This window comes from Psychrobacter proteolyticus (genome assembly GCF_039762275.1).
Classification (GTDB): Bacteria; Pseudomonadota; Gammaproteobacteria; order Pseudomonadales; family Moraxellaceae; genus Psychrobacter; species Psychrobacter proteolyticus_C.
Window position 1 is genome coordinate 95,967 of sequence record NZ_JBDLOB010000004.1, and the last position, 12,489, is coordinate 108,455.

Genomic DNA, 12,489 nt, shown 5'->3' on the forward strand with positions numbered 1-12,489 from the left:
CGATTAAATCTATCCCTAGATATGTAGCGCGTGCCCACAACGATCGCAAAAGTCTGCCCCTACTGCATGGCCGAATTTACCACAGTTTGGACAAGTCACTGGGTTCAACTGCGGACGCATGTTACGTGCTAACTCTGACGTAAAAATACCTGTTGGTACCGCAATAATCGAATAACCCGTGATCATGACCATGGTTGCAATTGCTTGGCCGAGGGGGGTCTTGGGTGACATATCACCATAGCCAACCGTCGTCATGGTGACAACGGCCCAGTAGATAGACAATGGAATACTGGTAAATCCATTTTCCGGCCCTTCTACGACATAAATAATTGAACCAAAGATGGTTACTAACAATACAAGCGATAAGAAAAATACCGTAATTTTCTGCTGACTGGTTTTTAATGCAGACGCCAAAAACCCAGCCTGCTGCATATAGGCCTTGAGCTTAAGAACGCGGAACACACGTAAAATACGTAATACCCGTATCACGAGTAGATACTGTACGCCTACAAACATTAGGCTCAAATAACTTGGCAACACAGACAGTAAGTCTACTATCCCAAAGAAACTAAAAGCATAGCGTAAGCGGTTGGGTGCTGAAAACAGTCTTAACGCATACTCAATAGTAAACAAAATGGTAAAAAACCACTCTGCATAAAAGAACAACGTGCCATACTGCAAACGCATATATAGCACACTATCAAGCATGACGACGGCCACACTGGCTAAAATTGCAATCAGCAATACAATATCAAAGAGCTTACCCAGACGAGTATCTGTGCCTTCAATAATGATATGTGTACGGTTACGCAAGTGTGTAAGAGCTTCGGCGGTTGGTTGCTTCATAGAATCAGTACTTTATAAAATCAATGGCTTGATAGCACACAATGACTTAAAATGTGATGGATAAGGGCAAGTTGGTCAAAATAGCTAAAACTGGTTTATAATATCGCTCACCTATCACAGTGAATACAATCTATAAGTTGCCACAGTGTAGCAAAAAAGCACTCTCAACAACATACAAATCGTTAACGTGCCAGTAGCGCTACTACCTCAAATAGACAAAGTAATGATAGTATAAAATCAGGCAATCAGATACCGAAGGTTGTTGTTGATCACTCTTTTTACCCATAAAAATAGTACGTAGAACTTAAGGATGTTATATGGCAGGCCATTCAAAATGGGCAAATATTAAACACCGTAAAGCCCGTCAGGATGCAGTAAGGGGTAAGATATTTACCAAGATTATTCGTGAAATCGTTTCAGCTGCCAAACAAGGCGATCCCGATCCTGACAAAAACCCACGCTTACGTGCCGTTATCGAAAAAGCCCTATCAGTCAATATGACGCGCGACACGATTAATCGTGCTGTGGACCGTGGTACAGGTGGCGGCGATAACGAGAATATGGAAGAAGTCAGTTATGAGGGTTATGGTGTCGGTGGTGTGGCTGTATTGGTCGAAACCATGACTGATAACCTTAACCGTACTGTCAGCGAAGTACGTCATGCTTTTACCAAGAATGATGGTAATCTTGGCACATCAGGCTCAGTGGCGTATCTATTCACTAAACGTGGCGAAATCACTTTTAACGATGTTAGTTTAGAAGATGAGGTCATGCTCGTTGCACTAGATGCGGGCGCCGTTGATATCGAAAATGATGGCGAAAGCTTACTCGTTATCACTGAATGGGAAAGTTTCGGTCAAGTCCAAGATGCCCTTAATGCGGCTGGTCTTATTTCTGACAACGCCGAGGTCACTATGTCACCATCTACCACGGCTGAGATCGACAATGTCGATGATGCTGAAAAGATCATGAAGATGATTGATATGCTAGAAGATGCGGATGATGTGCAAGAAGTTTATACTAACGTGAATTTCTCTGCTGACGTCATGGCTCAGCTTGAAGCCTAAAATTATTAATTGTTCAGTAAAAAGGGCCAGATACTAAAAGTATTTGGCCCTTTTTTATTAAGACAGATTTGGACTCAGTTTTACGTCCAACTTCCTTCTAGTGCTAGTAAATACTCTTTTTTATCTAACCCGCCTGTATAGCCACCGAGCTTACCGTCGCTCGCAATCACTCGATGACAAGGCACGATAATGCTAAAAGGATTTTTGCCATTGGCCTGCGCAACCGCACGGAATCCCTTTGGACTGTTGACACGCTGCGCGAGTGTGGCATAGCTGATGGTTTCGCCATACTCAATACCTTGTAGTGCCTGCCATACTCTTTGCTGGAACTCAGTACCCATAGAGAAGTCTAAAGGCAAATCCAATGTCTTACGTTTACCATCAGCATAGTCTTTGAGTTGGAAAATCGTTTCTATCAATAATGCTTGAGCAGGTTCATTCATGCTTAGGCTATTTTTGTCTATAAAAGTAAAATCTTCGTCTGTCAGGCCATAATACTTTTTAAGTTTGGGTACAGATTTTGAGCTATGCCATGAGTTACCTGCCAGCAGCCAGTTGGCTTCAACAAGCATAGGCTGACCATGCTCATTGACACGAGCAATCAGTGTTAATCGATGTGACCCAAAGGCTGCTGTGGTAACTATCATAGCGTCTACTTCCATATTATCTCAAAAATGATTTACCAGCTAAAACTGGCTCTCTTATTCTTTATCGTCGGTCTCGAACAAAGCGGCGACAAATTGCTTCGGACTAAAAGAACGCAAGTCATCAATCGACTCACCCACACCGATATAGCGGATAGGCACATCTGTCGTTTCGGCAATATTAAACACCACGCCACCTTTAGCTGTACCATCTAGCTTAGTAATAGTGATGCCTGTCAGCGGCACAACTTTATTAAACAATTCGACTTGGTTGATAGCATTTTGACCCGTGCCAGCATCCAGCACAATCATACCTTCATGCGGAGCACTTGGATCCGCTTTACGCATGACACGTACGACCTTCTCTAACTCTGCCATCAAATGTGTCTTGTTTTGCAGACGTCCCGCAGTATCGGCGATAAGCACATCGATATTTTTTGCTTTGGCTGACTGCATCGCATCAAAAATGACAGAAGCGCTGTCAGAACCATGACCTTGCGCTACCACTGGAATATGATTGCGCTCGCCCCAAATCTGTAGCTGCTCAGTAGCTGCCGCACGGAACGTATCACCCGCTGCCAACATGACTGATTTGCCTTCACCTTGTAGACGCTTGGCAAGCTTACCAATCGTTGTAGTTTTCCCTACGCCATTGACACCTACTACCAATATAACAAACGGCTTTTTGCTAGTATCAATCACCAATGGCTCAACCTTTGGTGTAAGGATATCGACCAATTCACTTTGCAATGCTCTATATAAAGAATGAGCATAGATCAAGTCACCACGATCTGTCTGCTCGGTGAGGCTCTTGATGATACGGTTCGTCGCGTTGACGCCAATATCGGCTACCAATAGCTGATCTTCGACTTCTTCTAATAGCTCGTCATCAATCTCTTTACCACCGATTAAGATACTGACCATGCCTTCAGCTAAGTTTTTGCGTGACTTACTGAGGCCCGTTTTCATACGGTTAAACCAGCTGCCCTTTTTCTTATTTTCTTTAGTCTCTTGTGACTCTGTAGCAGGCTCTTTGCTAGTAGCTGCCTGTGTGTCGCTGTCAGCCACCGGGTTTACACTTGGCGTATCACCCAATTGCTCTTGCAATGGCATAGCAGGAATAGTTGACGCAGTATTAGTTTGACTTGTAGCGGCTGTCTCTGTAGCACTTGAAAAGCTTTCAGAATTACCTTTAGGGACATTATGCTCTTCTGTCATGACAATTGGCGTCGCCAAAGCAATATTGTCTGCAGCATCATTGCTAGAGACGTCTTGGTTTATCGTACTGTCCTTTTGTGGAGCAACACTCTCTGTTTTATCAATGATGGGCACAGATTGCACCGGTAGACTGGGTAAGGTAATATCATCGTCATCTAAGTCGTCAAGACCAGCATCAAGGTTAATGACTACGCGGTTGCTATTGTTTGGGTTGTTCATAAGTTTGCCCTAAAAGTTATCACGATTAATTATTTGTTTATTGTTAATGGATTTATAGGTTGTCATCTGGCTATGAGCGACATGACGCTTAATTTTGACCTATTTTAGCATAATTCAAGTCATGCTCAGCCCTTACCCTATTAGACTATCGTCAAAATTTATCTGTTTAAAAAATCACTCGATAATTTGAGAAAGTTTTGCTTAAGGTTTGGACACAAAATTCTGACCTGTTACTTGTCAGACTTCGCCTACTCTACCAAGACTTATTCGATAAATACTTATTAGGAATCCGTTATGTCATTATTCTCTAAGCACTATAAAAAAATCAGCATCAGTGTGGCTGTTTTATTAACGACGACTATATTGGTGACCGGTTGCACCACGACGCAAGAGTTTAGACCGACTGCTAGCGTTATGGTTGGTGCTCAAACCTCTTTGTAATGCCTTCTATCACTATGATTAGCATTTAATTCTTCTATTATTATTTTATATAAGTAGACCATACCATGCCATTGTCTTTACCTCTAGCAGCTGCGCCATTACGCATGGCTTGTGCCTTAGCAGTAGCAACGTCACTTGCTGCGTGTCAAACCAATACGATGCCTACTAACTCTGCAGCTGCAATAAGCTCAATCGCAACCGAGAGCTCGGCTCAAAACATATCAGATGAAAATAAAACGAGCAAAGACACACAGCCGTCTGAGTTGACAATGGACATGTCAGGTCGACATGAATATCAGTTAGAAAATGGTCTAAAAGTCGTTATAAAAGAAGACCACCGTGCCCCAGTCGCTATGACACAAATCTGGTACCGAGTGGGCTCGGCAGATGAGCCTCTTGATAAAGGTGGTATCTCTCACTTACTCGAGCATATGATGTTTAAAGGCACGACCAATGTTTCTAGTGATGATTATGAGCGGCTAATTGCTAAGTTTGGCGGCGTCAACAATGCCTTTACCAGCTATGACTATACGGGGTACTACGAGCTATTCCCTGCCAATCGCATGCCATTAGCGCTAGAGCTTGAAGCAGATCGCATGAAAAACCTTATATTCGATGACAAAGAATTTACCAAAGAGCATCAAGTGGTCATGGAAGAGCGCCGCCAACGTACTGATGACAATCCACTTGCCAAAGCTTATGAATCATTTCGTCTGCTGGCCTTACCTGACAGCCCAAAGGGTGAGTCTGTCATTGGACCTATGAACGAGCTAGAATCGATTAAACTTTCAGATTTAAAAGACTGGTATAAGACGTGGTATGCACCAAATAATGCAACGTTAGTCATCGTCGGTGACGTGCAACCACAGGAAGTACTCACTCAAGTCAAACGTTACTTTGGTGATTTAGAAAAAAGCAACCTACCCAAACGTACTTTTGTGACTCAAAAAGGCTTCCGTGGTTATCAAAAGGTAGACTCTGAGCAAGCCGTACAAGTGCCCGTTCTACTGATGGGTTACAACGTGCCAAGCCTTGCAACAGCAGGCACCAACAATGAAAAACAAGCTTATGCCCTGTCACTCGCTCAAGATGTGCTCGATGGCGGCTTATCTGCACGCTTAGAGAGTCGACTGATACGTGAGCAAGGTCTGCTTACCACGGTTGGTACTTCTTACGACTTGTTAGATCGCGGAGATGGGCTATTTTTAATACAAGCAACTCCTCGTGAAGGCGTCAGCTTAGAGCAAGCACAACAAGCCATAACCTCAGAAATAGAAAAGTTAAAAACCGATCCTATTGCCGATGATGAAATCAGTCGCGCCAAGACCAATACGGTGACTGGTTTGATCTATGCACAAGACAGCATGGAAGGACAAGCACGTATGATTGGCTCGTTACAATCTATCGGTCTAGATGATAGATTACTTGCTAAACTGCCAACTAAGCTCGATGGTATCAGTGTGGCTGATATTCAGGCTGCTAGTAAAAAATATTTGGTCAAGGACAATTTAACAGTGATGCATGTCGTGCCACCTAAAGACAATAAAACCCTAGCGAAGTAGTCGCTGTCTATTATCAAACGTCTCATAAAAATGGCCATAACACCGTATTCTTAATAAGAAGAAACTCATGATTCAGAATAAATACGACTATCAAGCAAAACCAAAATCTTTTAAGGCTGCTTCACTTTCTGTAAGAAGCACTATCACAACTAAAAAGCGATCTTACCTCAGTGCTAGCATAATTTTTGCTTTTAGCGTCTTGGCTACTACCGCGCAGGCAGATGCAACAGCTGCTGAAGATTACCGCTCACCTGCTGCAGTCGATGCAAGTGCACCAATTGCTGCTCTATCTAAGCTGACTAGCTTAGACGATGACAAACCTTTAAAAGTCACCGTACCAACCATTCAACAGTTTAAGACCAAGTCAGGCGTACCTGTTATGTTTGTACAAACGACCACCTTACCAATTGTTGATGTTGATTTGCGTTTTAATGCGGGTAGCGCGCGTGATGGTAGTATCAAAAATGATGGTTTTGGTATTGCTAATATGACAGCGACGATGCTCGAACAGGGATCCAAAAGTCTAGATGAAAACGCATTTACACGTGCAGTGGAAACGTTGGGTATCAATCTAAGCAGTAGCGCGTATAAGGATATGTTTATCGTTTCACTACGTAGCTTATCTGATGATAAGCATCTCTTGCCAGCCATTGATTTAATGACACAAATGGTGAGTGAGCCTACGTTTGACGAGCAAGCTCTAGCTCGTAATAAAGCAAGACTGTTGGTAGGCCTGCAGCAACAAAAACAAGATCCCAATAGCCTAGCAAGTGTCGCTTTCAACAAGGCTCTATATGGTACTCACCCTTACGCGCATCCATCAGTCGGCACGCTAGAAAGCGTTCCTACGATTGAGAAACAACAACTGATAGACTTTAAAAACAAATATCTGGTAGCAGCAAACGCATCTGTTGCTATGACAGGTAACCTCACATTAGAACAAGCCAAAAAACTGGCAGAAGACATCACTGCTAAATTGCCTACTGGCCAAGCTGCCACTGATTTACCTGATCCAAAACCGCTTACTCAAGCGCAGCACGTTCATATTCCATTTCCAAGCACTCAAACCACTGTACTCATGGGACAGCTGGGTAGTAAACGAGCTACCGACCCAATAGCACAGCAGCAGCAGACCAACTTTGCTGTTGGAAACGAAGTCATGGCAGGCAGTGACTTTAATGCGCGGCTAATGACTGAGGTAAGACAAAACCTTGGCTATACTTATGGAATCTCAGGATCGATGAACCCAATGCTCTCTCGAGGTCCCTACCAGATTGGTTTTTCGACACGTAATGACAAGGCGCGTGCGGCTATTGATGCAAGCTTAGCGGTTATCAACGAAACACTGGACAAGGGTATCACCAATGAGGAGATGCACTTAACTACAGATAATTTGAAAAATAGCTTTCCGATGGGATTTGCGAGCAATGCTGGTATTAATAGCTTACTCGGAATGATGAACTTTTACCAATTACCGAATAATTACTTAGCTGACTATACCAATCGCATTGATCAAGTCACACTTTCAGAGGTCAATCAAACCATGCGAGATACGCTAAAGCCTGATAACTTTTTGATAGTGACGGTTGGGCAAGAAGATCCGTGGAAAGAAACGAAAGCGGCAAAAAAAACCAGTAAGAAATAAATCGCTAGGAAGTAGTTTAGAAAAGATAAGGCTCATTAATTTTGTGAACGTATTATAAGTGGTAAAGAATACTGCTTATAATATGTCCATTTAAATATTTGAATTACTATGATGCATTAATAAGAAGCAGAACATTCTTAATGCTTGGCATTAGGAATGCTTGGCGTCAGAAATTTTTAGCGCAACATCATAGACAAAATGCTCGGGCTTATGGGTAGCCCCGTTATAGCTCAAACGGATAACGTGCTTGTCATAAGACGTCACTTTATAATTACCATTGGCAAAGTTATGTAGCGTTGGCACAATTAATAGCGCTTCTATTTGACGGTTATCTACTTTAACATTGAGGCGCTGACCCTCTCGCGGATATAAGAAATAATCACAGTAGTCATTTACCATGACCTCTGATATACGTTCAATAACCTGATTACCTGTTTCTTCTTGAATTAATTTTGGACAGACATCAGAGCGCTTAGAGGCCAAACGAGCATAAGAGTTTTTGATACTATCTTCTATCTCTTTGGAGCTTTGTATATGTCTATCAGCCTTATCCGTCACTATCATATTGTTCTCAGAGGACATCTCTGTACTACACGCACTAATCAGCAATACCGACATAAATGCAGAAGTAAATAAAGCACCATACTTATAGTTAGAGTGCAAAAAACTTTGCTTCTCGGTATTTAATTTATGATAGCTTTTCATTGTCGAGCGCTGATTTTTCATAGTTTTCGCTTAAAGTAAATTTGGTGGTTTTCTTTATAAGCCATGAAAATATAAAGGCGATTGATAACATATATTATTAGAGCATATTTTTTAAAGACTAAACAAATTTTTAATGAACTCATGCGTCTACCCTATGAATCCTACCAAATAATTACAAAATTATTATTTTTAGTAAACACCGGAATAGTATATATAAAAATGAATATATATCTAGCGTTATCTCGGCTAGCTTTATAATTATTTGAATTCTCAACTCTTGATAAGTCAATTAATAGCGGCAAGAAGAGGAACTACTAGCGTGATTGAATCCCCATTTGCGATAACCATCCGTATCTAAATGAATAGCCCCTGTCGCATATAATCCTAAGCCAAAATTATAAGGCTGCCCTTGATACTGCCAAAACTGACATAACCCATCATGCATAGTACTCAAGCGCCATAGGTTGTCCTCATACTCAGGCACCCAGATATCCATAGCACTTGCATTCATATGCTTACTACCGTCTGCACCGCCTGCACAATCATTCAAACCTGGGTTACGATATACCGAACGTATCTCACTGCTGAGTGGTAAAATCCCTTGGTTTTTCAACTCACTATAAAGGCGCAATGTTGGTACAATGTTAGACCATAACTCTTGAGGTGGCAGTTGATACGGCTCATACCCACATTTACTCCAGCTACGGGCAGTTGTCAGCAGTTGCGACAATGGCGGTACATTCTGTGATCCAACTCTTGCGCTAAGATAACGCTCATACTCTGCTACTTGTCTGGCACGATAACTATTGCTATTTAACCATGCATTAAAGTCCATATTCATAGAATCGTTATAAGCACCATTATAGGTGTTGTTTGCTGTACTATAAGTAGTACCGCGTCTCACTACATTCACACGTTTATTTTCTTCAATGGACAGCCTAGCATCAATCTCGAAATCACGCTGCTTTTGCACAATCAAGTTTTGCATACTGTCGCCACTTGATGTATTCGCACCACTCAACATGGTGACACCAGGACGCTGATTTGAGCTGTTAGTAGAAGGTGTTATATACGCATTATTGTTATTGCTTGTACTGCTACTTTGACGTATTTGAATACGGCGTTCACTATCGTCGCTGATAATAACGGCATGAGCACTGACACTGCCAGCACATAGGATAAGAGTAATAATAGGTTGGCAAATTTGCCTATACGCATGGATTTTTGATTTTATCATTGCAAGAAACTACCGCTAAAAACGTTTTATCGATACTATCAAATTTTCAACAAGCAGGCTAAACTATCGCTTCTAATTTGAAGTCCAATATTGATAATTAACACTTATCCTTACAACTTTTATAATTGAGTGACTTTATTATTATTTGTGAATTATATAGCCATTGCCTGCTCGCATACTTTTATTAAAGTCGGTACTTTTTAGTACGCTTCTCATCATTATTTATAATGAGATAATTTAGTTAGTACTTCCCTCCTACACCAATTGTTAGCCAAATTCTGCCTATGTCTTCTAACCCGCAATATCGTTTTTCACGTCAGAGCCATCATTTGGGTCAAGGTCATGCACCGACACTATGGCAACGCATTCATATCGACCCATGGTTAACTTTACTGTTATTGACGGTTTGTTGCATTGGTCTGACGATTCTATACAGCGCCGCAAGCCAAGATATTGGTATGGTCATTCGCCAAATGGTCAGCTATGGGGTGGCATTTGCCGTAATGTTTACCATGGCGCAGATACCGCCCAGTCTCTATCGTACTTTTACGCCCATATTTTATGTCTTAGGGCTTATATTATTGGTATTGGTAGATATTATCGGTGAAGTACGTATGGGTGCTCAGCGCTGGATCAATTTGCCTGGGTTCGGTAGTGTGCAGCCTTCAGAGTTTATGAAGCTGGGTATGCCAATGATGTGTGCTTGGTTTTTATCTAAGCGTGATTTGCCACCGTCAGCGTCTAGCATTGCTATTACCTTGGCATTAATCATTGTACCGGTGCTATTGATTGCTAAAGAGCCCGATCTTGGTACATCACTACTGGTCGCTGCTAGTGGCATATTTGTGCTTTTCTTAGCGGGCCTTTCGTGGCGATTGATTTCTGCTGCTGTAATTTTAGCTGTACCATTTATTGCTTTTGCTTGGAACTTTTTACTCCACGACTATCAGCGTACGCGAGTATTGACACTCCTTAATCCTGAAGCAGATGTACAAGGCGCTGGGTGGAACATCATTCAATCGAAGACAGCCATTGGTTCTGGTGGCCTCACTGGAAAAGGTTATCTAGAAGGCACCCAATCACACCTACATTTCCTACCAGAAGGCCATACTGACTTTATCATTGCCGCCTTCTCCGAGGAGTTTGGTTTACTCGGTGTGATGCTACTGATGTTCATTTATTTCTGCCTTTTATCACGCGCCTTATATATCGCTTTCACCCATCCTGACGTTTACAGCAGATTGTTGGCTGGTGCTATCGCTATGTCTTTCTTTGTTTATATATTCGTCAATGTCGGTATGGTTGGCGGCATTTTGCCTGTCGTAGGTGTTCCACTACCATTCATTAGTTATGGGGGTACGGCTATCGTGACTTTGATGGCAGGATTTGGCCTACTCATGTCTATCCATACACATAAATCCGGCTAATCTGTATCAGATACTTTTTATACAAACCAACTTTAAAGTAAGTCGTTGTAATAATTATGGTAGTACCATTAAGATAAATTGTTTTGTACTACTAATGATTTGATAAAAGACAATGAGCCATGGCGCGAAGAAGAGTTTTATTCTTAGCGCTATGGCTCTTTTATTTTAATGATCTTCATATAATTTATGTTCGTATCAATCACTATAATAGTTACAAATCCGAAATAATTATTCGTTTTAGCGCCTCTTATTTCTAATAGTAAATAGGCAGAATTTCCAATATAAGTTAACCACCTATAAGTTCAGAAAGATTTTATTCCTTGTTTTTTACAAAAAATTGCGTTAACCTCGTTTTACTGTACTCTGATACATAACCCGTACATAGCTACTAATAAACTTTGCATTTAAATATATTTAGGTTGTAGCGTAGCCGTATAGTTAGCATCTTGTAGATTCCAGACTTTCAAATACACTACTTAATTAACGGTTTGATAACAAAGCGATACGCGATGTCCTCTGAACCTTTTATTAAAGTAGCATTCTAATGAAGTTTGTATATCGCACATCATGTAAATACGACATATAGTGACATTGTCACTTAGTCCTGATTTTGGACTTTGTATTCAATGCTTATCGCTAACTATCATTTAAGCGTATCGTCAGTCACTTTAGCTCTATTTCTGCTGAACACTGATGATAATGAAATGAAAAATTACCATATATTAATATCTATAAGAGCCACTCATTAATCAATATGAAAATAATAGATTAATGCCATGCTTAATCTAAAATATTTAGAGTTAGGTTTTGATGTATAAGTTATAGAGGTATTTATGAACAAGCGTTTATCTGGTTTACTTACAATGTCAGCAATGTTATTTGCTGGCTCTGCAGTCGCGACCAATGCAAATGCTGTAGAAGCAAAGACCACACTTGCTATGATTTCGCAAGATAACGCCTCCCACATTGACCGTGTACTTGGTGAATTAAGCCGTCAACATGATGGTGCATCAAGTTTGGTAAAGTCAGCCCGTCAGCCGACTTCATTGGCACTTAGCAGCTCATTGTTAGCCAACGATACGACACAAGTTACCAATGATGAAGATGTATTAGAGCGTCTAACAGCTGTTGCCTCTAACTCTGTCAGCAAATTTAAGCAAACGGGCCTCGCGTCTTGGTATGGTCGTAAGTTTCATGGTCGCAAGACTGCCAGTGGCGAAACTTTTGACATGAACGGTTTAACTGCAGCGCATCGCTCATTGCCATTGAACTGCTATGTCAAAGTCACTAACAAGACCAATGGCAAAAGTGTAGTGGTAAAAGTGAACGATCGTGGCCCGTTCCATGGTAACCGTGTATTAGACCTATCTTATGGTGCCGCCAAAAAACTCGGTATTACGAGCAAAGGCGTGGGCAACGTTGCTATCGAGCGCGTTGCAGGACCTTAATTTTAGGTATCAGTTTTAAAGACCAATAAT

At 41.4% G+C, this 12,489-nt stretch carries 10 protein-coding genes and 1 pseudogene; 6 read left to right on the forward strand and 5 right to left on the reverse strand.

Going from position 1 to position 12,489, the window contains the following annotated elements; translation table 11 throughout:
* Positions 1-15: 15 nt before the first annotated feature.
* Positions 16-846, reverse strand: coding sequence for an ion transporter (locus tag ABFV72_RS08200; protein WP_057760421.1), 831 nt, complete (start codon positions 844-846; stop codon positions 16-18).
* Positions 847-1,163: 317 nt separating this feature from the next.
* On the opposite strand from ABFV72_RS08200, the gene ABFV72_RS08205 reads away from it, so the two are divergent.
* Positions 1,164-1,913 (forward strand): YebC/PmpR family DNA-binding transcriptional regulator, encoded by a 750-nt coding sequence (locus ABFV72_RS08205; RefSeq protein ID WP_102091781.1) that lies wholly within the window; start codon positions 1,164-1,166, stop codon positions 1,911-1,913.
* 80 nt (positions 1,914-1,993) lie between these two features.
* On the opposite strand, the gene ABFV72_RS08210 is transcribed toward ABFV72_RS08205, so the two are convergent.
* Together ABFV72_RS08210 and ftsY are read right to left on the reverse strand one after the other, a co-directional pair.
* Positions 1,994-2,560, reverse strand: a complete 567-nt coding sequence (locus ABFV72_RS08210) for a methylated-DNA--[protein]-cysteine S-methyltransferase (RefSeq protein ID WP_347163128.1) — start codon at positions 2,558-2,560, stop codon at positions 1,994-1,996.
* A 54-nt stretch (positions 2,561-2,614) separates the two neighbouring features.
* A complete protein-coding gene (gene ftsY, locus ABFV72_RS08215; RefSeq protein ID WP_431192092.1) occupies positions 2,615-3,526 on the reverse strand; it encodes a signal recognition particle-docking protein FtsY in 912 nt (303 codons plus the stop codon).
* A 762-nt stretch (positions 3,527-4,288) separates the two neighbouring features.
* Here ftsY and ABFV72_RS08220 point away from each other — a divergent pair.
* The 3 genes from ABFV72_RS08220 to ABFV72_RS08230 all read left to right on the forward strand — a co-directional run bounded on the left by ABFV72_RS08220 (position 4,289) and on the right by ABFV72_RS08230 (position 7,642).
* Complete coding sequence (locus ABFV72_RS08220) at positions 4,289-4,435, forward strand: hypothetical protein (protein WP_191113690.1); 147 nt, start codon at positions 4,289-4,291, stop codon at positions 4,433-4,435.
* A gap of 65 nt (positions 4,436-4,500) precedes the next feature.
* Positions 4,501-5,997 carry a M16 family metallopeptidase gene (locus ABFV72_RS08225; RefSeq protein WP_347163129.1) on the forward strand — a complete coding sequence of 499 codons (1,497 nt, stop codon included), beginning with the start codon at positions 4,501-4,503 and terminating at the stop codon, positions 5,995-5,997.
* A gap of 67 nt (positions 5,998-6,064) precedes the next feature.
* On the forward strand, positions 6,065-7,642 hold the full coding sequence (locus ABFV72_RS08230; RefSeq protein ID WP_347163130.1) for a M16 family metallopeptidase: 1,578 nt from the start codon (positions 6,065-6,067) through the stop codon (positions 7,640-7,642).
* A 150-nt stretch (positions 7,643-7,792) separates the two neighbouring features.
* Here ABFV72_RS08230 and ABFV72_RS08235 read toward each other — a convergent pair whose 3' ends face one another.
* On the reverse strand, positions 7,793-8,368 hold the full coding sequence (locus ABFV72_RS08235; RefSeq protein ID WP_347163131.1) for a hypothetical protein: 576 nt from the start codon (positions 8,366-8,368) through the stop codon (positions 7,793-7,795).
* 268 nt (positions 8,369-8,636) lie between these two features.
* A complete protein-coding gene (locus ABFV72_RS08240) occupies positions 8,637-9,584 on the reverse strand; it encodes a D-Ala-D-Ala carboxypeptidase family metallohydrolase (RefSeq protein WP_347163132.1) in 948 nt (315 codons plus the stop codon).
* Positions 9,585-9,868: 284 nt separating this feature from the next.
* On the opposite strand from ABFV72_RS08240, the gene rodA reads away from it, so the two are divergent.
* Both rodA and ABFV72_RS13100 read left to right on the forward strand, forming a co-directional pair.
* Positions 9,869-11,011, forward strand: coding sequence for a rod shape-determining protein RodA (gene rodA / locus ABFV72_RS08245; RefSeq protein WP_057760433.1), 1,143 nt, complete (start codon positions 9,869-9,871; stop codon positions 11,009-11,011).
* Positions 11,012-12,117: 1,106 nt separating this feature from the next.
* Positions 12,118-12,459, forward strand: a pseudogene (locus tag ABFV72_RS13100) (septal ring lytic transglycosylase RlpA family protein); the annotation flags it as partial.
* Positions 12,460-12,489 lie beyond the last annotated feature (30 nt).